The following is a 21964-nucleotide window of genomic DNA, read 5'->3' as shown; positions in this document are numbered from 1 at the left end:
GAATCATTTTTCAAAAATTCTTGACAGATCTTCTCTCTCTCTTTACCGAAGCCATAGGATTTTCTCTTTGGGAATTCCCAGCTTCACATTTTGTTTTTCTATAAATACGGCGCCTTCATTTCTTGCAATTTCCACCCGAAAAACTGTATCTGTCTCTTTCTGCATCGCAAGCCGCAGTACATAGATATCATCAAAAGGCCCTTCGATTTTTCGTTCCACCACTGCCGGAAGCACTGCGATCAACTCTTCTGTATTCTTGATGTCTTCTAAGCCCCTTCTGCCATCTCCCAAACTTCCTCTGCCATCTTCATCCACCGTCAGCATTCGGATATCATGGGCCCGAACTCCCACATGCGTAAACGCCTCACCCACGCCTCCATCCGGAAGAGGAAGAGCGGTTCTCCAGTCCGCAACCTCTGCGCGCCCCTCTGTAATCGTTGCAATCCTTGCAATATTCTTGCATCCGGTAAGGATCGCCGCCGATACCGTTCCCGGATTCTGAAAAATCTCCTGCTTTTTTCCACATACTTCCATGTGTCCCTTATGAATAATCCCCATTCTGTCACACAGACGATAGACTTCATCCCGATTATGAGACACCAGAAGCGTCGTCACCTGTACCTCTTCCAGCCATTCCAGAAGCATCTGCTCTAACTTCCATTTCAAATAACTGTCCACAGCAGAGAACGGCTCGTCCAACAAAATCAGCTCCGGCTCTGCCGCCAGCATCCGCGCAATCGCCACACGCTGTTTCTGACCTCCAGATAAGGAAGAAGGATGCTTCTTCTCCAGCCCTTCCAAAAAGAATTTCTGGATATAATCGTGAATCTTCTTTTTCTTCTCGCCCTTCTTTTTCTCTTTGATTCCAACCGCAATATTTTCTTCTACCGTCATATTGGGAAACAACGCATATTCCTGAAACAGATATCCGATTTTTCTCTCACGCGCCGGAAGATTGATCCCCTTCTTGGAATCAAACAGTTCCCTTCCATTTAAGACGATCCGCCCCTGATCCGGTCTTTCGATCCCTGCAATACATTTTAACGTCAAACTCTTCCCGCAGCCGCTTTCTCCCAGCACACCGAAGATCTCTTCTTCCGTCTGAAATTCCACGTCCAAAAGGAAATCGGGAAATTGCTTTTTGATCCTTACTTCCAGAGCCATACACGTCCTCCTCTTCTGCCTGTCACCAAATTCAGAAGCAGCATAAAAAAGAGAGAAATTCCTATAATCAGCAAGGCCCACTGAAACGCCAGCTGACGATTCCCACTCTGCATCGCTGTATAGACTGCAATCGCTGCCGTCTGCGTCTTTCCCGGAATATTTCCAGCCAGCATAATGGTCGCTCCGAATTCTCCCATGGCTCTGGCAAAGGAAAGAATCACCCCAGCCAGAATCCCCGGCATACAGTTCGGGCACACAATCCGAAAGAAAATTCTTCCCTCCCCAATTCCAAGTGTCTGTGCCGCCTGCACCAGTGTCTCATCCATCTGCTCAAAGGCTCCCCTTGCTGTCCGGTACAAAAGAGGAAAAGAAACCACCGCCGATGCAATCACCATTCCCGTCTGGGAAAAGACAACGGGAATTCCCCGCTCCATCAGCCATGCCCCAACCATACTATTTTTCCCAAAAAAGAGTAACAAAAAGAATCCTACCACCGTCGGCGGAAGTACCATAGGAAGGGTGCACACTGCATCCACAATTCCCCTTCCCCGCTTCATATAAGCCACGCGGTAGGACACCGGAATTCCAATTATGATTACCAAAATCGTTGCGATTCCCGCCGCCCTAAGCGACAGGAACAGCGGTGTGAAATCCATACTCCAATTACTCCTTCTAAGTTATGATTGATAAGGTGTGAAACCATATGCTTCCAGAATCTCGGAAACCGCTTCCGTCTTAAGATACTCCAAAAACTCAGCTGAAGCTTCTTTTTCCTTCGACGCGGACACCATTCCAGCCGGATAGATCACCGGATCACAGCTTCCTTTTGGAGCTTCACATACTACCTTCACATTTTCCTCTATCTGCGCGTCAGTCGCATAGACCACGCCACAGGGTGCATTTCCGGTTGCCACCCAGTCCAGCACCTGCCGCACATTAGAAGCAAGATTTGCCTTAGCCTGAATGTTCTCCAAAAGTCCCAGATTTTGATAGATCGTCTGCGTATACTGTCCCACTGGTACATCTTCATTTCCAATGGCAATCATAGGAACTTCTTCTTTCGCTGCATCCTCAAAAGAATCCGGTCCATCTTCGGAATCTTTTGGCACAATCAGAACCACCTTATTTTCCAGCCACGGAAATACACTATCTTCCTCTACCAGCTCTCCCTGCACCAGTTCATCCATCTGCTTTGTTGCCGCAGAGATAAAAATATCCGCCGGAGCGCCCTCTTCAATCTGTGTCTTTAACGTACCGGAAGAATCGAACTGATAGGTAATCTCGATATTTTCCTGCGTTTCCTGATAAGCTTCTCCAATCTCCTGCATGGCGTCTGTCATACTTGCCGCCGCCAAAACGGTAAGCTCTGTCACCGGTTTCTTTCCCTCATTCTTTTCTCCGGTCTCTTTCTCACTCTTACTTTCTGTCTGTCCACAGGCGGTGAGAACTGCCAGCATAGCAACCACCGTTACCATCGCCGCTCTTCTTATCCTTTTGTTCTTCAACGGATTCCCTCCTTCTATTCACGGAAATTATTCGCTGGAAATTTCTTCTAATTCGTCTCCCACTTTTACCGTTCCCCCCTGCTCTACCACGCAAAATACTCCTTCTCTTGGCATAATACAGTCGCCCATCGTCTGAAAAATCTCGCATCCATGGTGGCACTCTTTTCCAATCTGCGTCATCCGAAGAATCACCGTTCCGCAGCGAAATCTTGTCCCTACCGGCAGACTCTTAAAATCATAGCCTTCCACTACCAGATTCTCTCCAAAATCACCAAATTCTACCTTCGCACCCTTCGCCCGGAATTCTTCGATTCTTTCATAGGATAAAAGGCTCACTTGACGATGCCAGTTCCCTGCATGCGCATCCCCTTGAAGTCCATGATTCTCGATGAAAACGGCTTCTTTTACATTCTCTTTTCTTGTCCCTTTCTCCCTGCTGATGCAGACTGCTTTTACGATTCCCATTCTTTAATATCCCTTTCCAAAACTGCACGCCGGATAATGGCAAGTCTCACACCCCAGACACAACCCGCCGTGTCCCATCCCGGCAATCTCTTCTCGCGTAATCTCTACATCTGCCAGCACTCTTGGAAGAAGCAGATCAAATACGGTTACTGCCGCATACATGACGCATCCGGGTAGTCCCATAATCGGTGTTCCATCCTCATAGTAGCCAAGTACCAGCATCGCTCCCGGAAGCACTGGAGCTCCATAGGTTACAATCCGCGCACCCGAATCCCGAATCGCACCCGGTGTGCGGTCATCTGGATCGACACTCATTCCACCGGTACAGAGAATGCACTGCGCCCCGCTTTCTTTCGCCCTTAGAATGGCCGCCTGGATTTGATCCGTCTCATCCGGAACCGTCTCGTGAAAGATCACTTCCACACCGAATGCCGCCAGCTTTTCTCGAATCACCGGCGTAAAGGTATCCTGAATCCGTCCATGATAAACCTCGTTTCCAGTCGTGATCACTGCCGCCTTCTTCCTCACATAGGGGCAAATCTTTAAAATCGGCCGCCCATCGCCAATCTCCTTAACCGCCTCCATTTTCTCTGCTTCAATGACCAGCGGAATAATCCTGGTTCCGGCCAGTTTATCTCCCGGACATACTGCCTGATTGGTGTGTCTGGTCGCAATCATCATGGCGTCCAGACTATTGATTTTCCGAAGTCTCTCTACATCTACCAAAAAGACGCCCTCGCACTCTGCCACAAGTTCAATCTTTCCTTCTTTTACAGGTGTTTCCTTCATATACTGATTCCGGCACACCGACGCCAGAATCTTGGCCGCTTCATTTTCATGCAACATTCCTTCTTCTTTTTCCCATACGTAAAGGTGATCCTTCCCCAGAGAAAGAAGCTTGGGAATATCCTCCTTCGTCACAATATGACCTTTGCGAAATGCCGTGTCTTTGATTTGATCCTTAATAATAACCGTAATATCATGGCAGATTACATGCCCCTCGGCATGGATAGTTTCAATCTCTTTCATGTGTGCTCCTTCTTTCCTCTTTCCTGATGACTGTATTTACTCCGACGGCTGCCTTCCAATATGCTACTGTCTTTTGTACTCTACTGTCTCCCGCATTCTCCGGTCTTCCCCGTCAGAATCTCAATCCCGTGGATCAAACTATTCTCCACACAATCCATACATTCTTCTACTGCTTTTACACTGCCCGGAAGGTTGATAATGACGGTCTCCCCTCGAATCCCCGCTGCCGCTCTAGAAAGCATTGCGCGATCCGTAAACTGACTGCTGTAAGCACGCATCGCTTCCGGGATCCCGTCGGCTCTTCGCTCCACAATGTCCAGTGTTGCCTCCGGCGTACAGTCATCCTTTGCAAAGCCTGTGCCTCCGGTGGTTACAATCAGTTCCACCTTCTGCTCATCCGCAAGTTCTCGCATTGCTTCGCTTAGCTTCCTTCGGTCATCCGGAAGCAGCAGAATCTCCGGCACCGTAAAGCCCATGTTCTCCAGCCGGGCTTTCAGAGTCGGACCGCTCTTATCTTCTCTTTGTCCCAGATATCCACTGGTACTTGCCACAATTACAACTGCTTTCATTATCAAACGCCTCCTCCTTATGTCTTAGTCCTCGATTCGTGTCTTAGCCTTCGATCTATATCTTATCCGCCGATCTGGCACATGCCCTCTGCCTCAATTTTCTGCTCCGTCATCTGATGCCCCTCCGGTTTCTGCAGGATACACCCACGAAATACCTCTTGAACCTTCTCATCCGTCGCCCCGTCTCTTAACAGTTCTCGCAGAGGAATTCCTTCTTTGCTTTGCAGACACATACGAAGATCTCCATCTGCCGTCAGACGAAGTCGGTTACAGCCGGAACAGAATTTGTGGCTGATCGCGCTGATAAACCCGATTTTCCCGGTCATTCCCGGAAATGTAACATAATGCCCTGGTCCTTCTCCGATCTTCCCTTGGTAACTTTCACACTTTCCATACTCCTTCTGAAGCAATGCCAGAATCGCATCCTCCCGAACGGGACGTTCTTCCGTCTCCGTCCCAAGAGGCATGTGCTCAATAAACCGCACATGAACCGGATCCTTCTTAGCCAACGCCGCCAGTGTCAGCGTATCCTCTTCCCAATGAGTCTCATAGAGAACAGCATTCACCTTCACCGTCACACTCTTCTGCCTTTTCGCTGCCTCCAGTCCTGCCAGCGCGCGTTCCAGTTCCCCGCCACGCGTCAGGCTTCGGTAGCGTTCTTTATTCAGCGTATCCAAGCTGATATTAATTCCGCAAATCCCAGCTGCCACCAGCGCATCAATCTGATCGGGCAGCAGGATTCCATTGGTGGTAAGGGTCACCGTCTCGATTCCCGGAATTCCTCTAATCTTTTGAACCAGCCACGCAAGATTGGGTCGAAGAAGGGGTTCCCCTCCCGTCACTTTGACGTGGGCAATTCCCTCCTTCGCCGCAGCCCTCGTAATCCGAAGCAGTTCTTCCTCTGTCAGCAGCCGTTCCGTGGGAATCCTTGTTACACCACATTCCGGAACACAGTATACACATCTTAAATTGCAACGGTCCGTCACCGATATTCTCATGTAATCAATGGTTCTCCCGTAACGGTCTATCATAACTTTCTTTCCCTTCTGCTACAGCAGGTCTATCCCGCCTTGTTTCTTCTCACTGATCTTTGGCATTCTCTGATATACTCCGCTTTTCCCTCCGGATTTCTGAAGTAGGCAGACGTCTGAAATGACCATGCCCCGATCCATCGCCTTGCACATATCATAGATGGTAAGAAGAGCAATGTTCACTCCCGTTAACGCTTCCATTTCCACGCCTGTTTTTCCTTCTGTAATCACCGTACACTCTGCACGGATCGTTCCCTCATCCGGAGAGACGAAAAATGCCAGTTCACATTTCTCAATCGGGATCGTATGGCACATGGGAATCAGTTCTGCCGTCCGCTTCACCGCCATAATCCCGGCGACTCTTGCCACGCCAAGAACGTCTCCCTTGGCCGCCGTGTGCCCGGTTACCGCCTGCATCACCGCCTCATTAACGGCGATCTCACCAGACGCTACCGCCAGACGCCTGGTACTTTCCTTCTCTGACACATCCACCATCCTTGCATTTCCCTTCAAGTCAAAATGTGTCCATTCTTTTGCCATTTCCTTTGCCATTATCTCACCACCTCCAACAGTACCTCTATCTGACCGCCGCAGACCATTCCCTCATTCTCTGCATCTGCTTTGGACATATCTGCCGTTACTATCTTCACAGCATCTGATTTCCCAAGAAACAAGCGTGCTGCCTGAATGACTTCTGCCTCCATACAACCGCCTCCAATGGAGCCCACTGTCATGCCGTCCGCTTTTATCAACATTTTTGTTCCCACATCCCGCGGCGCCGATCCGGCTCTCCTGATAATCGTTGCCAGCGCCCAGGGCTCTTTTTCTTCCTTCTTCGCAATCTGTTCCAGAATCTCCCGGTCACAAGACGCACCGATTCCGTCACGGTTCTTCACTTCTATCATTTCTGCAAGAATGGAAATCGCAATTTCCTCCGGTGTTTTCGCATGGATCGACAATCCAATCGGAGTGTGAAGTGCTTCTGTCTTCGCTTCTTCCACGCCCAGCTCCAGCAAATGCTCTCGCATTCTGGCCGCCCGCCCACGGCTTGCCATCATGCCTGCATATGCGTAGGGCTTCTTTAAAATTTCGATCAGGCAGTCTTTATCATAGCGGTGACCTCTGGTCATCACCACAAAGAATACCTGCCGCCCTCCGGGAATCATGGCAAGGCCTTGTTCAAAAGAATCACAGATCACCCGATGTGCTCCGGCCCTTCTTGCCTGATCGGCAAATACCGGCCGATCTTCCACCACAATCACCTCAAATCCGGCAAACGCCGCCAAACGGATCATGGCAAGCCCCACATGCCCGGCTCCGCAGATGACACACACCGGAGCGCGGCAAATCCGCTCCGCGAATACCCGTCCGCAAGAAGTCGCCTTGATTCCTGTGGTCACTCCTTGGATTCCTTGGATTCCTTCTATTCCTTCTATTCCTTCTATTTCTGCTATTTCTTCTCCTTCTGCCGCCTTAAGTTCCTCTCCTGTTTCGGATGCTTTCACCAGATATTTCTCTCCGGCGCGTTTTCCTTCCAGGTAAGTCAGCGACAGAAGTTCCTCTTCCTGATTCTCCTTGAAATACGCATATAACGCTTCATAATACTTCCGATTCATATTCATTTCCAACTGCCACAAATGCGCAGTTTACTCCCTTTTTCAAGCCTTGGGGACTTTCTGCTATTTTCCGCAGATCCTCCCGCGTAATCTGATGTTCCACATCCGTCTGCAAAAATGCTGCCACATCTTCTGGTCGGTGAGCCACATCTTTGATCCTTTGCCCAACACTCTTCATGCCCAGCACGCCGATCACCAATTCTGTTCCAGAAAACAGCACTGGCTCATGTTCTGCCGGAACCTTTACCGGCTTCTGTCTAGATCCGTCTGCTTCCACCAGCAGCACATCACACAGCAGTGAAAGGCGCTCCTGATATTCTTCCGGAACTTCCAAGAACTTCTCCGGATGTGTCCCTACTTCTGTCCTTCCCGTGACTGCAATCCCCTCTCGAAGAAGCTGAAGCCGGATCTTTTCTTCCGTCTTTCGTTCCCTTCCTTCCTCCCAGGGTACATAGAAACGATCCGGCACATACATCTTCGTCGTGGTGACAATCAAAACCCGAAGCCCCTGCTTCTTAAATTCCTCTGCCAGACGAAAGATCAGTGTCGTCTTCCCGCCCGCTCCCACAACGGATAGAATATGGGGACGATTCTTTTCATATTCAATTAACGCAAGAACACTGTCCTTCGGTCTTAGAATCTTCATACTCTCTGATCACCTGATATACACTATCTCCGATTTTCTTCGCCTTATCCGAGATCTGGAAACAAAGGTCTCTCTCCTCTATACGAGGTTCGATGTCCATGATCTTCAATCCTCTGGTCACTGGGTAACCTTCCCGGATCATCCCCCGTAAAAGTCCCGGCATGGATGCTGTCACCGGAATGTGATCCGGCATAAGAAAGCCTAGGACGTCGCCTTTTGCTACCAGGTCTCCGATTGCTTTTTCCGGCTGAAACGTCCCCGATCCCGGCGCATGAATCACCCGCTCTTTACTGTAGCCCGCAACCATCCCCGGCACTCCCGTATTGGGGATCGCGCTTCCTTCCTTGTAAATCTTCCCAAGCGTACTTCCCCGCATGGTTTCAATCACCACGTCCACATCCTGACCTGCCGTAAATCCCGGCCCCAGTCCGATGGTAAGCGGCGCCATCTCTTTCGTGGTTCCAAGGTTCTTCTTTGCCAGAATGGCATCCACCAGAACGTCTGGATGAAGGTTTTCAATGGATCTTCCTGCCGGATCAACCAGTACCGGAATCTTGCCTTCTGCCCAGATCTTCTCCATCTCTTTTTTCAGATCCAATCTTCCATCCATCCGAACTGCCGTCACGCCTTCTACTTCCATACTGCCCTCATAGACTGCCTCACAGAAAGACACCTGTCTTCGGATACAGGCCGGGCGCTTCGTTTCCAAAATCAATACCCGGCACCCTTCCCTGTGCAGGCGGTGCGCTGTTCCCGTCGCCAGATCGCCGCCTCCACGCACAATCACAAATGGCTTTAAGTCTGCCCGGCAATCAATGTCCTGAAGCTCAGCTTCGTCTCCTGCCGGAACAGATACCGTATCTTCCAGATGCTTCTTCACCACGACTTTTCCGCCCTGATCCTTCATCAGACACTTTAACTCTCCCCAGTACCGATCGGAAAAGATGACTGGATTTCCCATCTTCGCCTCGTCTCCTGCTGCCGCCACTGCGCAGATACCTTTCTCGGACGAAGTAAAGCTTTCCATCAGACGCTTAAGCGTCTCCAGGGTAAGTTTTGGCTGGTCGCAGACAGAAAAGAGAATTCCATCGCCCGGCTCATAACTTTCGGACTCTTCCACCGCTTCAATTCCCATGCGGATTGACCGGGAAATCCCCTGCTCTGGCTTTGTATTTTTCAGACAGAGATATCCTTCTTCGCTTCCGTCCTTTAGAATCTCTTCATACTGGCTAACCAAAACGCGAATTCCCATCTTACATCCTTCCGATTCCGAAACCGCCGCTTCTGAAATTCGTTCTAAAATATGCCGATACATTGGTTTCCCACGATATGGATATAACAATTTATTACCGTCAAACCGGCGGCTGTTTCCAGCCGCCAGCAAAATTGCATGTATTTTTTTCATGCCTTTGTCCTACTCCTTCTAGACAACTTCCGGGCAGCCTCTAGACTTCTGCCTTTTGAAGCTTTTGCATTCCCATGTAAACCTTCTCTGCCGTCATCGGCAGCTCTCTAAGCCGCACATGAGACGCATTATAGATCGCATTGGCAATTGCCGGAGACGGTGTGTTGATTACAATCTCTCCGATTGATTTTGCACCAAACGGTCCCGTCGGCTCATAACTGCTCTCGAATTCAACACGCACCGTTCCCACATCCAAACGAGTCGGAATCTTATACTGCATAAATGAATTACTGAAGTTCTTTCCATCTTTATTGTAAACTACATCTTCATAGAGCGCCATTCCGATTCCCTGAGCAATTCCGCCTTCCACCTGTACTCTTGCAAGCGCCGGATTCACCACTGTTCCGCAGTCTACCACTGCTACGTAGTCGATCAGTTCCACTTTCCCGGTTTCTTTATCCAGCTCAATCTCTGCAATTCCTGCCATAAATGGCGGCGGAGAGATCGGAGAAGAGCTTGCCTCGGATGCCATCAGCGGATCATTGCTGCTGCACATCACCCGATTTCCAATCTCTTTTAAGGAAATCTTTTTTCCACTCGGAAGATGTACTACCTTCTTCCCGTCAAATTCTGCTTCCTCTGCCGGAATTTCCAGATACTGTGCGCCGCGTTCCACAATCTTCTTACGCAGCATCTCACAAGTCTTCACCACTGCCATTCCGGTTACATAGGTCGTACTGGACGCATAAGATCCGCAGTCATACGGAGACACATCCGTATCCACGCCTGACACGATAATCTGATCCATCTCACAATCCAGACAGTCTGCCGCCATCTGTGCAAGAATGGTGTCGCAGCCCGTTCCCATATCGGAAGCGCCGATCATCAAGCTGTAGAATCCATCATCATTGACTTTGATCGCTACGGAGCCCGTATCCACGCCGGATATGCCGGAGCCCTGCATTGCCATAGCCGCTCCTACGCTTCGTACTTTTCCATTTCCCATGTCACGCACCGGATATTTTTCATCCCATCCGATCATTTCTTTCGCTCTCGCAAGGCAGCGGTCAAGTGCGCAGCTATTTGCCGGTTCATTATAATATGCCGGCATGATCTGCCCTTCTTTCACAAGATTCTTCTCCCGAAGTTCCATTGCAGAGACACCCATCTTCGCCGCCAGCTCGTCCACTGCCGACTCTACTGCAAAGATTCCCTGTGTCGCGCCGTATCCTCTGTACGCGCCGGCTGACATCACATTGGTATAAACGACGTCAAATGCAAACCGAAATGCCTCAATATTTCCATAAAGCGGAATAGACTTATGACCGGAAAGCCCTACTGTCGTCGGTCCATGTTCGCCGAATGCTCCGGTATTAGACAATGTATAGACATCCATCGCCTTGATGATTCCCTGTTCATCCGCTCCCACTCGAACGGTAATCTCCATCTCATGCCTTGGAGAAGATGCAATCATAGACTCTTCTCTGGTATAAACGATCTTGGCCGCACGCCCGGTCTTCATGGTAACCAGAGCCGGATAAACTTCCGTCACCACCGTCTGCTTCGCTCCAAAACCGCCTCCGATTCTTGGCTTTATTACGCGAATCTTGGACTTTGGAAGATCGAGCGCCGTCGCAAGAATCCTCCGAACATGGAAGGTAACCTGCGTAGATGACACTACGTTTAATCTTCCGTACACATCCATATAGGTATAAGTGCGGAAAGTCTCCATCATGGCCTGTTGATTGGCTTTCGTATGATAAGTCTCTTCCACAACGTATTTACATTTTGCAAAGGTCCCTTCCAGATCTCCGTGTATATTCTCTTCACTGGCACATAGGTTTCTTTTGTTGTCCGCTCCTACCGGGCACAGGCTCTCCCAATTATCTTCCGGATGCACCAAAACTTCATTGTCCTTCGCGCTTCTGAAATCCAGCACCGGCTCTAACACTTCATAAGTAACCTTCACCATCTTCATGGCGCGGTCTACCGCTTCCTCTGTCTCTCCGGCCACAATTGCCACCGCATCCCCCACGAAGCGCACCCTCTGATCTAAGATCAGGCGGTCGTAAGGGCTTGGCTCCGGATAGGTCTGTCCTGCCATGGTAAACCGCTTGTTCGGGCAGTCCTTGTAGGTCAGAATACAGACGATTCCCGGTACCTTCATCGCCGTGTCCATCTTAATATCCTGAATCAATGCATGAGCATAAGGGCTTCGAAGCACCTTCACCACAAGACAGTCCTTCGGCGCCAGATCGTCGGTATACACCGGTTTTCCGGTAATCAATGCCTTGGAATCTACTTTCGGAACCGCTTGATTTACGTACTTCATCTTACACGCCCTCCTTTCCCATGTCCGCATTCTCTTTCTTCTGGCTCATATACTTTTTAATAGCGCGAAGCTGTCCCATGTATCCCGTACACCGGCACAGATTTCCCGCCAGATATTCTTTGATTTCTTCTTCCGTAGGATCCGAAAGTTCCCGCACCATCGCCAGCACGTTCATCACAAATCCCGGAGAACAGAATCCACACTGTTCTGCCCCTTCTGCTGCCAGGAAAGCGGCAAATTCTTCCGCTTCCTCCTGAAGTCCCTCCAATGTTGTCACCTGTTTTCCTTCTACTCTGGCTGCAAGCACGGAGCATGACAGGCTTGGTACCCCGTCAATCCACACGGTACAAAGTCCGCAGTTGGTTGTTTCGCATCCGCATTTCACACTGTAGCATCCAAGACTTCGAAGAAGCAGAAGCAGCATGGTTCCATCCGCCGCTTCTGCGGTCGTTTTCTTTCCATTTAAAATAAACTGTATCTCCATGTCCTACGCCTCCTCTTTCCACAATTTTTTCAGTCCGCGCTTCACCAGCACATACGCAAGATGCTGACGATACTGAGCGCTTCCGCGCATATTGCTTCCAAACCGGAAGCTTTCTGCCGCCTTTTCTGCCAATTCTTCTATCTTATCTTCCGTAAGTTCAGCCAACGCCTGATCTTCTGCCATTTCCGCAAGGGTTACCACCTCTGCCTTCATCGGTCTTGCGCCGATGGCTACCTCAACCCTTCCCTCTGATATTGATACTGCACAGACAAGAATCGGGAAATCGGTACTGCACGCACGTTCTGACAGACAGACCGCCTTTCTTCCATCTTTTTTCACAATCAGACGCACCAGGATATCACGGTCTCTTTCCATCTGTACAAATTCACGCAACGGCACAATTCCGCCCTGATACAGTTCTACATAGCTGTCCATGGCAAGAAAGCAAGTCAGCACATCCGAAAATCCAAACCGTCCGAAGATACTGCCGCCTACGGTTGCCCCGTTGCGGAACTGAGTGCCCACAATATGGCGCACACTTTCTCTTACGGCTCCGCCAAAATACTTCTGAAGTCCTTCATGCAGTTCCAGCTGCCGAAGAGTTGTCATGCATCCAATGCGAAATTCCTGTTCATCCTCTTCAATAGTATCAAGCCCAAGTCCAGACAGATCAATTGCCGTCTGCACCCGCCCCTTGCTCATTCTAAGCCACATCATACCGCCCACAATGCGGTTGGCTTTTTTCTGGTTCAGTTCATAAGCTTCTGCCAGATCCTCTACCTTTCTATAATTCTGAATCGTAATCATACATCCTCCTGTATCTTTCAGATCGCTCTTCTATCGTTTTTCAAAACAATTCTTTTCATTTTTATTGTAATTGGTATTGTAGGAGATAGCAAGAAAAAATACTGCGCAGGAAATTCCTCAAAAAATTTCGGAAAGTTCCCACACAGTATTTACTATTCACTATTTCTGATATCCTGATATCCTAATATTCAGGATCACTTCTGATTGCCTTTACACTCTTACGCTTTATGCTCCTTCTCCGCCGGAAGAATCACATTTAAGAGGATTGCAACAACTGCAGCCGGTACAATACCTGAGCCTCCGAAGATCAGCTGAATCTGATCCGGCATATGCTGCAGAATGGTTGTATTCGCTCCCAAACCATATCCCAGTCCCAGTGCAACAGACAGAATCGTAACGCTTCTTGCCGTTACCGGATTCTTCGTTACCAGCTGAATACCGCTTACTACGATGGATGAGAACATCATCACGGCTGCACCGCCAAGTACGCTGTCCGGCATAATGGAGATGATTGCTGCCAGTTTCGGGAATAATCCGCAGGCGATCAGGAATCCACCACCAATGGCAATGGCAAATTTGTTCACAACCTTCGTCATGGTAATCAGTCCCACATTCTGACTGAAAGAAGTGTTCGGCAGCACACCAAATACTGCTGCCAGCGCTGATCCCAATCCATCACAGACTACACCACCGGAAAGTTCTTTATCGGTAGCCTCTCTTCCAATACCGCCTTCGGTAATTCCAGAGATATCTCCCACCGTCTCTACTGCCGTCACGATAAACATGATTCCAATTGGAATGATCGCTCTTGCATCAAATTTCAGCCCAACCGGAAGAAGCTTCGGAACGGCAAACCAGCTTGCATCCTTCACCTGCTGCCAGTCTAATACCCAGGATTTCGTTGCGGTAATGGTCTCACCTGCCGCGTTCACATATTCGTAAGTCGTCGGAAGTACCTGCGCCATAATAGTTACTACAATATAGCCTACAATGATTCCGATAAAAATAGACGCGTAACTGGTGATTCCTTTGGTTCCATGCTTTAACGCTACGATCACAACCAATACCACAAATCCTACAAACAAGTTCTCAAGAGATCCGAAGTCTCCATTGTTCGCACCGCCTCCAAAAGATCCTACACCGACCGAAATCAAAGACAGCCCGATGGACAGCACCACCGTTCCTGTTACAATCGCCGGGAAGAATTTCCGCAGAGGCTTCAGGCAAAAGCCAAGCACACCTTCAAACAATCCTCCCAACAGGGAAGCTCCCATAATCGCGCCATAAGCATAGCTTCCGCCGCCAATTCCAACTGCCACACTGTTGCACACTCCGATAAATCCGGAACTGGTTCCCATAACGATTGGAAGCTTTGCACCTACCGGACCGATTGCAAAAACCTGAATCAATGTTACGACTCCCGCAATCAGCATTGCATTCTGCAGAAGGGTAACCAAAAGAGCGCTGTCATTCAACGCGCATCCTGCACCTCCGGTAATCAAAATCAACGGCGTTAAGTTTCCCACGAACATCGCAAGCACATGCTGAAGTCCAAGGGGAATCGCCTGTTTCAGCGGAAGTTTTCCCTCCATTTCATAAGGGGTTGCATATTTCTTTTCCATATTTTCTCTCTTTTCCTTTGTTCCTATTTTGACATTTTTGCGCACCCATTATAGCAAAAGGAGAAAATATACGTCAATGACGGACTACTAGATCGATCATTAGTATTTTTAATGGGTATTCATAAGAAAGGTGGAAGTCTTTTAAACTTCCACCGATTTTGTTGCTATGATATCCACTCCGGTTCCGGCTACATCTGATAGAATTACATCACCGATTTTCACCGGAGCCTGCACCGTCACATCCTTCAGTGCAGTTACACAGTCAAAAATCTTTCCCTTTGGAATATCTTCTTTCGTCTTTACGGAAACCATATCTGCCGTTCCTCCCGTCACACGTACCGTTGACGTAACGATTCGGGTTGGATTGGTCACTTCTTTTCTTGCATAGATATCGCCGCGCTTACAGGTATTGCCGGTAACACTGATTACTTCTCCACCTTCCAGTGTCGCCGTAAGTGCACAGCCCATCGGGCAGCTGATACATGTCAGATTTCTTACTTCCATCTCTTACGCCTCCTCAATCTTCACCGTAATCGTTTTCAGATCCGGATACTTCAGCAGCATTTCTTTGGTGAGCTGAATCTGTTCCATCTCGCCTGGCGCTACCACCTGACGCTTTCTGTGAATCACTCGCTCCTCATCAAAATACGCGCTTACGTAACAATTTTTAAACACGCCGCCCACGCGAAATCTTACCGTCAGTTTCTCATCCATCCGGTTCACGCAGATGGTTCCCGGTACCGTGTAGCGTACGCCCTCTACCGGATTTAAGACAATCTCCTTCTCATTCTCCAGCCGATCTCCTTCTCTTACATAAGCAGCCGCATTCTTTCCTGCAGAAGCCGCTTCCTCGGATACAAAGTCAACCAGATCATGTACATGGAGTACGTTTCCACATGCAAATACACCTTCTATATTAGTTTCCAGACTCTCGTTCACCTTCGGTCCAGACGTTACCGGGTTCATCTCCACACCCATTCCGCCTGAAATCTCATTTTCCGGAATCAGACCAACCGACAGAAGCAGGGTATCGCAGGAGTAGAATTCCTCGGTTCCCGAAATTGGCTTTCCTTTCTGGTCTACCTCTGCCAATGTAACCCCTTCTAAGCGTTCCTTTCCTTTAATATCGACAACGGTGTGACTAAGCTTCAATGGAATTCCATAGTCATCTAAGCACTGTACGATATTTCGCTTCAACCCTCCGGAATATGGCATCAACTCTGACACCACCTTTACCTTCGCGCCTTCTAACGTCATCCGTCTTGCCATAATCAGTCCAATATCGCCGGATCCTAAAATGACTACTTCCCGTCCCGGCATAAACCCTTCCATATTCACCAGCCGCTGCGCAGTTCCTGCAGAGTAAATCCCCGCCGGACGGTATCCCGGAATGTTCAGCGCTCCTCTGGAACGCTCCCGGCATCCCATTGCCAGAATCACTGCTTTTGCCTGAATCTCAAACAAACCTTCTTCCCGGTTCATAGCCGTTACCAGTTTGTCTTCTGTGATGTCCATTACCATGGTATTTAGCTTATATTCAATTTTCAGATCCTCAACCTGTTCAATAAATCTGGACGCATACTCCGGTCCGGTCAACTCCTCCTGAAAGGTATGAAGCCCAAATCCATTGTGAATACACTGATTCAAAATTCCGCCCAGTTCCTTGTCACGCTCCAGAATCAAAATACTGTCTATTCCGCTGTTCTTTGCAGAGACTGCCGCTGCCAGACCGGCAGGACCGCCGCCGATGATTACAATATCATACTGTTTCATGTTCGAATCCTTCCTTTCTTTTCGCATCCAGTGTCTCTACAATACATCCTTGTTGGTTCCAACCACGATCTGTGATTTTCCGCCGGACTTTGTAATATCAAACATACTCATGCCACATTCCCGTGCCAGAATTTCCATCGTTCTCGGAGAACAAAAGCCTGACTGGCATCGTCCCATTCCAGCTCTTGTTCTTCTCTTCACTCCATCCAAAGAACGGGCGCCCAGCGGACGACGGATCGCATCGATAATCTCACCCTCTGTGACCATCTCACAACGACAGATGATATTTCCATATGCCGGATTTTCTTTGATCAGAGCTTTTCTCTCTTCTTTTGACAAGGTATCCGGATCAAGAATTCCTTTTCTGGTGGCAATGAAATTCTCTTTCTTTACAAGCCCCATCTTCTCCTTTAGGAGATCTGCCACCATCACACCGATAGCCGGACAGCTGGTAAGTCCCGGAGATTCAATTCCTGCGCAATCGATAAAGCCTTTCGCATCTTCCACCTCTTCGATGATAAACTCATGGCCATCTTCATGCGCCCGAAGGCCTGCAAAAGATGTAATGACCTGACGCATTGGAAGATTCTTCACATTCTGCCCTGCTTTCGTAATGACCTGATCCATTCCTTCTTTGGTCGTGTTAGTTCCTTCCTTATCTTCAATATCAATAGCAGTCGGTCCTACCAGCAGATTTCCATGTACCGTCGGTGTTACCAGCACGCCTTTTCCTTTTTTAGTAGGAAGGGAAAAGATGGTGCGGCTTACATGCGTTCCTGCGCTCTTGTCTAACAGACAGTAATCTCCGCGCCTTGGCGTGATGTGGATTTTATGCTCGCTGACCATATTGTGAAAACGATCTGCATACACACCCGCCGCATTCACCACATATCTGGTATGATAAATTCCGCGGTTGGTAATCAGTTCATATCCCTCTTCCATTTTTTTAATATCCAATACTTCTGTATTGAATCGGAAGTCAACTCCATTTGCGTATGCATTTTCAGCCAATGCAATATTCAGATGGAACGGGCAGACGATCCCAGCCGTCGGTGCATACAAAGCTGCGTAAACCTGATCTACTACGTTAGGTTCCATCTCAAGAACCTCTTCCCGGTTCAAAATCTGAAGGCCCTTGACGCCGTTCGCCACTCCACGGTCATACAGCGCCTGAAGCTCCGGCATGTCTTCTTCGGAAAGACAGATCACAAGAGAGCCCCGTCTCTGGAAAGGAAAATCCAGATCTTTAGAAAGCTGCTCCATCATCTCATTTCCCTGTACGTTCAATTTTGCCATCAGAGATCCTGTCGCCGCATCGTAACCGGCATGCACAATTGCGCTGTTTGCTTTGGATGTTCCGCAGCACACATCTTCTTCCTTCTCCAGTACGCAGGCCTTGACCTGATAGCGGGAAAGTTCTCTCGCTGCCGCCGCCCCTGATACTCCGCCTCCTATTATAATTACATCATACATTACCTTTCTATCTCCTTTCCTGACGGGAGGATCCGGCGTTTCCTTACCGACGCCGGATGCTTCTTACGCTCCCGTGCTCATATACTGTCTTCTTTTTATCGATTCCTATATTGCTAATACAGCATTTCTAATACGATACTTCTAATATGGTATTTCTGACAATAATTTTACCACGGAATCGCTCCATAAAGTAATACGGCTGCAATCGCTCCAATGATTGGTCCCGCCAGCGGAACGATCGCATATCCCCAGTTGGAATCACCTTTTCCTTTGATTGGCAGAATGGTGTGTGCAAGACGCGGTCCCAAGTCACGCGCCGGATTGATTGCATAACCGGTCAAGCCGCCCAAAGACATACCTACGGATACGATAATTCCAAATACGAACAGTTTATCTACTCCACTTGCAATATCCGGTACATTGGCAAGTCCTTTGATTGCAAATACTAATACAAACGTTCCAATCGCTTCACTTAAAATATTTAATGTAAGATTTGGAATGGATGGGCTGGTACAGAACACCCCCAATTTCGTCTTCTGATCTTCCGTCGCATCAAACTGTCCTTTGAATAGGATATAAACCAGTATCGCTCCAACAAAGGCGCCTGCGAACTGTGCCACGAGATATCCCGGTACCATCGACCATGCAAAGCTTCCATCTACCGCCAGTGCAAGCGTAAGCGCCGGGTTAAAGGATGCTCCTGAAGCCACCCCAAATATATATGCTGGAATCAGAACCGCAAGTCCCCATGCAAGCGTAATTTGAACACTGCCTCCGCCCTTCATTCCAGATTTGTTAAGATTTACATTTGCAACAACTCCATCACCTAACAGAATCAAAAGCATTGTTCCTATAAATTCAGCAATATATGGCAACATTTGTCATCCCTCCTTCTTACTCTTCTTTTGCCCAGCCGTATGCATATTTCACAGCTTTGTCCCAACCGGCAATCCGGCTTGTTCTGCTTGCTTCATCGATAGATGGTGCAAAAGTCTTATCAATTGCCCAGTTATGAATCACATCTTCCTTACTGCTCCAATATCCCACTGCCAATCCTGCCAGATAAGCTGCGCCCATCGCCGTTGTCTCCACGCACTGTGGACGGTTTACAGGAGCATTGATAATATCTGCCTGCGTCTGCATCAGGAAGTCGTTGGCGCTTGCGCCGCCGTCTACCTTCAGAGAACTTAATGTAATGCCAGAGTCTGCTTCCATCGCCTTTAACACATCGTTGGTCTGGTATGCCAGAGATTCCAGAGTTGCCCGAATAATATGATACTTGTTAACGCCACGAGTAATTCCTACAATCGTTCCTCTCGCATACTGGTCCCAATGTGGCGCGCCAAGTCCGGTAAATGCCGGAACTACATAGCAGCCGTTGGTATCTTTTACTTTCTTTGCCATGTATTCAGAATCCGGTGCGGAGTCAATGAGGCGCATCTCATCTCGCAACCACTGAATTGCCGCTCCTGCTACGAAGATAGAACCTTCCAATGCATAGTTTACTTTTCCATCTAAGCCCCAGGCAATAGTCGTAACCAGTCCGTTTTTGGAAAATACCGGCTTTTCTCCTGTATTCATTAACAGGAAACATCCTGTTCCGTATGTATTCTTCGCCTCTCCTGCGTTGAAACAGGTCTGTCCGAACAATGCTGCCTGCTGATCTCCTGCTGCTCCTGCAATCGGAATTGGGCCTCCAAGGTAAGAAGGATCTGCTTCCCCATATACACAGCTTGATGGCTTCACTTCCGGAAGCATACATTTCGGAATGTTAAGCTCCGCCAGAATCTCATCATCCCACTCTAAGGTATTGATGTTGAACAACATCGTTCTGGATGCATTGGAGTAATCCGTTACATGCACTGCACCTTTGGTCAGCTTCCAGATCAGCCATGTCTCAACCGTTCCAAACAACAAATCTCCGCGCTCTGCCTTTTCTCTTGCTCCCGGAACGTTATCCAGGATCCATTTTACCTTCGTACCAGAGAAGTATGCGTCGATTACAAGTCCTGTCTTCTCTCTGAATTTCTCGGTCAGTCCTTTTTCTTTCAGCGAGTCGCAATATTCGGATGTTCTTCTGCACTGCCACACAATGGCATGATAAACTGGCTCTCCTGTATTCTTATCCCACACAATAGAAGTCTCTCTCTGGTTCGTAATTCCGATTGCCGCAATATCTTCTGCCGTCGCTCCGATTACACTCATTGCCTCAACCGCAACACCAAGCTGACTTGCCCAGATCTCATCTGCGTCATGCTCTACCCAGCCCGGCTGTGGGAAATACTGGGTGAATTCCCGCTGTGCCACACTGCACATTTCCCCTTTTTCATTAAAAAGAATACACCGGTTACTCGTCGTTCCTGCATCCAGAGCCATTACATATTTTGCCATGTTCTTTTCCTCCTTTTTGGTGTCCCCACACCATGTTTTTTATCTAAACCACCATCATTCGGTGATCTGATTCTATAATTCCCAAACTCCCGGATTCGTTGTAGATACTGCAATCGCTCCCGCCGAGAGAGCCGCCATCACAGCGTCCTTATCTTCAATTAAGCCGCCTGCGATAATGGGCGTTTTGGTTGATTTACAGATCCTCCTGATCATTTCAGGCATCAACCCCGGTAGCACTTCTATCATATCCGGCTTCGTGCTGTGCTGTGGATGTCTGATATTGGTAAGCGCCAGAGAGTCTATCAGAAAGTATCGAAGGATCGTGAACATCCCAAGCTTTCGGCCTCGTTCGATCATTGGCGGCTTCGTACTGATAATTCCATCTGCCTCCGTCTGACTGTTAATAAAATCTACGGCAATCTCCTTCGATCCCAGCCCGCCAATCAGGTCTATATGAACAACCGCCATCTTTCCCGCTTCCTTCACTCTTCTTACAATCTCTGAAATCGTACAGATATTTCCAAAAAGAATGAACACCACTTGGATCTCTTCCAGTCTGCAGCATGTTTCTAAACCTTCCTGATCTTTTACTGCCGCAATAACCGGATTGGCTTCTACAATATCGTAATATTCCTGTTTCATAATTCGCCCCTTTATCCAGCAAAAAGTTTCCTATAAAGCAAAAAAGAGCAAAACGAAAAACAACATCTCTGTTGTCTCATTTTGCTCTCCTCATCTCAGCACACGTCTTTCAATTGAGTTAACTATAACACAATCCGTCATCTTATACAAGATAAGTTTCGTATTCTATATTTTTTTGTATCATTTCACAATTATTTATAAGCCTTTTTGTGTATTATGCGCAAAAGCCTTCCGGAAACAACCTTTTACAGAAGATAACTCATCTCGTTCCATGCTTCTCCTCCCCAGGATGAATTGGCTGCGCCATGGTTTTGATATCCCATTTTCTCATACATAGGAACCCTGGAATCCAGACAAGTCAGAATCAATTTGCTTCTTCCTTTCTTTCTCTCCCGTTCCACATAACGGCGCATAATCTCACTGGCAAGCCCCTGCCTTCTATACGAAGGAAGCACATCCAGCCCTAACAGCATCACATTCTTCCCATCGGGATTATAAAGCTCTGCATCCACAAAGAATTCATCTCTGAATACTTCCTCATCGGTTGCAAGCCCGTTTAAGAATCCGGCAAGCTTCCCTGTGCTGCGGTCCACCGCTACCAGGAACAATTCCGGCGCACGCGCGACTCTGTCGAACATCATTTTCTCAGAGCATGCCTCTGTCGGAGGGAAGCATGCCTGCTCGATCGCTGCCGCCTGATCCTTCTCTTCCTGCCGGATATCCCGGAACTCAAATCGCTTTTCCAAATCGTTCATCTCTATCTTCTCCTTTGACATTCTTTCTGCTCATTCTGCCCCTTCTACATTTGGTGGCGCACAATCTTATAATCGTCATTTGATCGGTAATATGGGCAGTTCTTATAATTGTTATGCACCAATCGGTAATATTCATCCTCATCCAGATTGACGTCGCAATAATAGCAGTCGTCCTCCTCATCGTAGATATAATTGGAACAATAGTCACAGTTCATTGCCATAACGATATCTCCTCCTGACCTTCTTCTACAAAAG

General features: G+C 48.3%; 23 protein-coding genes. All 23 read right to left on the bottom strand.

Annotated elements, in window-relative coordinates; all coding sequences use genetic code 11:
- Window positions 1–42: 42 nt before the first annotated feature.
- The 23 genes from C0979_RS10590 to C0979_RS11900 all read right to left on the bottom strand — a co-directional run bounded on the left by C0979_RS10590 (window position 43) and on the right by C0979_RS11900 (window position 21930).
- Window positions 43–1164, bottom strand: a complete 1122-nt coding sequence (locus tag C0979_RS10590; RefSeq protein ID WP_101695953.1) for a sulfate/molybdate ABC transporter ATP-binding protein — start codon at window positions 1162–1164, stop codon at window positions 43–45.
- Window positions 1149–1820 (bottom strand): molybdate ABC transporter permease subunit, encoded by a 672-nt coding sequence (gene modB, locus C0979_RS10585; RefSeq protein ID WP_101695952.1) that lies wholly within the window; start codon window positions 1818–1820, stop codon window positions 1149–1151. The genes C0979_RS10590 and modB overlap by 16 nt, the downstream gene beginning before the upstream one ends.
- Before the next feature lie 21 nt (window positions 1821–1841).
- The gene (gene modA / locus C0979_RS10580) at window positions 1842–2669 is read right to left on the bottom strand and encodes a molybdate ABC transporter substrate-binding protein (protein WP_242962693.1); all 828 of its coding nucleotides are present in this window, start codon (window positions 2667–2669) and stop codon (window positions 1842–1844) included.
- A gap of 27 nt (window positions 2670–2696) precedes the next feature.
- Complete coding sequence (locus C0979_RS10575) at window positions 2697–3134, bottom strand: MOSC domain-containing protein (protein ID WP_101695951.1); 438 nt, start codon at window positions 3132–3134, stop codon at window positions 2697–2699.
- 3 nt (window positions 3135–3137) lie between these two features.
- Window positions 3138–4163 carry a molybdopterin-binding protein gene (locus tag C0979_RS10570; protein ID WP_101695950.1) on the bottom strand — a complete coding sequence of 342 codons (1026 nt, stop codon included), beginning with the start codon at window positions 4161–4163 and terminating at the stop codon, window positions 3138–3140.
- Between the two features lie 80 nt (window positions 4164–4243).
- Window positions 4244–4732 carry a MogA/MoaB family molybdenum cofactor biosynthesis protein gene (locus C0979_RS10565; RefSeq protein WP_173814902.1) on the bottom strand — a complete coding sequence of 163 codons (489 nt, stop codon included), beginning with the start codon at window positions 4730–4732 and terminating at the stop codon, window positions 4244–4246.
- Between the two features lie 62 nt (window positions 4733–4794).
- Complete coding sequence (gene moaA / locus C0979_RS10560) at window positions 4795–5763, bottom strand: GTP 3',8-cyclase MoaA (RefSeq protein ID WP_101695949.1); 969 nt, start codon at window positions 5761–5763, stop codon at window positions 4795–4797.
- Between the two features lie 18 nt (window positions 5764–5781).
- Complete coding sequence (gene moaC / locus C0979_RS10555) at window positions 5782–6315, bottom strand: cyclic pyranopterin monophosphate synthase MoaC (RefSeq protein WP_242962692.1); 534 nt, start codon at window positions 6313–6315, stop codon at window positions 5782–5784.
- Window positions 6315–7379, bottom strand: a complete 1065-nt coding sequence (locus C0979_RS10550) for an XdhC family protein (protein WP_101695948.1) — start codon at window positions 7377–7379, stop codon at window positions 6315–6317. Before C0979_RS10550 ends, moaC begins: the two co-directional genes overlap by 1 nt.
- Window positions 7360–8025, bottom strand: a complete 666-nt coding sequence (yqeC, locus tag C0979_RS10545; RefSeq protein WP_101695947.1) for a selenium cofactor biosynthesis protein YqeC — start codon at window positions 8023–8025, stop codon at window positions 7360–7362. The genes C0979_RS10550 and yqeC overlap by 20 nt, the downstream gene beginning before the upstream one ends.
- A complete protein-coding gene (gene yqeB, locus C0979_RS12270) occupies window positions 7982–9430 on the bottom strand; it encodes a selenium-dependent molybdenum cofactor biosynthesis protein YqeB (RefSeq protein ID WP_101695946.1) in 1449 nt (482 codons plus the stop codon). The genes yqeC and yqeB overlap by 44 nt, the downstream gene beginning before the upstream one ends.
- A gap of 40 nt (window positions 9431–9470) precedes the next feature.
- Entirely contained in the window at window positions 9471–11762 is a 2292-nt protein-coding gene (locus C0979_RS10535; RefSeq protein ID WP_101695945.1) for a xanthine dehydrogenase family protein molybdopterin-binding subunit, read from the bottom strand.
- A gap of 1 nt (window position 11763) precedes the next feature.
- Entirely contained in the window at window positions 11764–12246 is a 483-nt protein-coding gene (locus C0979_RS10530; protein WP_101695944.1) for a (2Fe-2S)-binding protein, read from the bottom strand.
- Between the two features lie 3 nt (window positions 12247–12249).
- On the bottom strand, window positions 12250–13053 hold the full coding sequence (locus C0979_RS10525; RefSeq protein ID WP_101695943.1) for an FAD binding domain-containing protein: 804 nt from the start codon (window positions 13051–13053) through the stop codon (window positions 12250–12252).
- Window positions 13054–13271: 218 nt separating this feature from the next.
- Window positions 13272–14675 carry a uracil-xanthine permease family protein gene (locus tag C0979_RS10520; RefSeq protein WP_101695942.1) on the bottom strand — a complete coding sequence of 468 codons (1404 nt, stop codon included), beginning with the start codon at window positions 14673–14675 and terminating at the stop codon, window positions 13272–13274.
- 141 nt (window positions 14676–14816) lie between these two features.
- Entirely contained in the window at window positions 14817–15179 is a 363-nt protein-coding gene (locus C0979_RS10515) for a DUF1667 domain-containing protein (RefSeq protein ID WP_101695941.1), read from the bottom strand.
- Window positions 15180–15182: 3 nt separating this feature from the next.
- Complete coding sequence (locus C0979_RS10510) at window positions 15183–16448, bottom strand: NAD(P)/FAD-dependent oxidoreductase (RefSeq protein WP_101695940.1); 1266 nt, start codon at window positions 16446–16448, stop codon at window positions 15183–15185.
- A gap of 36 nt (window positions 16449–16484) precedes the next feature.
- Window positions 16485–17921, bottom strand: a complete 1437-nt coding sequence (locus C0979_RS10505; RefSeq protein WP_101695939.1) for an NAD(P)/FAD-dependent oxidoreductase — start codon at window positions 17919–17921, stop codon at window positions 16485–16487.
- Between the two features lie 167 nt (window positions 17922–18088).
- Window positions 18089–18799, bottom strand: a complete 711-nt coding sequence (locus tag C0979_RS10500) for an MIP/aquaporin family protein (protein WP_101695938.1) — start codon at window positions 18797–18799, stop codon at window positions 18089–18091.
- A gap of 16 nt (window positions 18800–18815) precedes the next feature.
- Window positions 18816–20312: a glycerol kinase GlpK gene (glpK, locus tag C0979_RS10495; RefSeq protein WP_101695937.1), complete on the bottom strand. Its 1497-nt coding sequence runs from the start codon at window positions 20310–20312 to the stop codon at window positions 18816–18818.
- Window positions 20313–20384: 72 nt separating this feature from the next.
- Window positions 20385–20954, bottom strand: coding sequence for a glycerol-3-phosphate responsive antiterminator (locus C0979_RS10490; RefSeq protein WP_101695936.1), 570 nt, complete (start codon window positions 20952–20954; stop codon window positions 20385–20387).
- Between the two features lie 245 nt (window positions 20955–21199).
- Window positions 21200–21709 carry a GNAT family N-acetyltransferase gene (locus tag C0979_RS10485; RefSeq protein WP_200816263.1) on the bottom strand — a complete coding sequence of 170 codons (510 nt, stop codon included), beginning with the start codon at window positions 21707–21709 and terminating at the stop codon, window positions 21200–21202.
- 44 nt (window positions 21710–21753) lie between these two features.
- On the bottom strand, window positions 21754–21930 hold the full coding sequence (locus tag C0979_RS11900) for a DUF6472 family protein (RefSeq protein ID WP_159459876.1): 177 nt from the start codon (window positions 21928–21930) through the stop codon (window positions 21754–21756).
- Window positions 21931–21964 lie beyond the last annotated feature (34 nt).

Origin of the sequence: Dorea phocaeensis, assembly GCF_900240315.1 — a bacterium.
Lineage (GTDB): Bacteria > Bacillota > Clostridia > Lachnospirales > Lachnospiraceae > Dorea_B > Dorea_B phocaeensis.
Note: the sequence above shows the minus strand (reverse complement) of the source record. Positions and strands in the feature narration are given on the sequence as shown.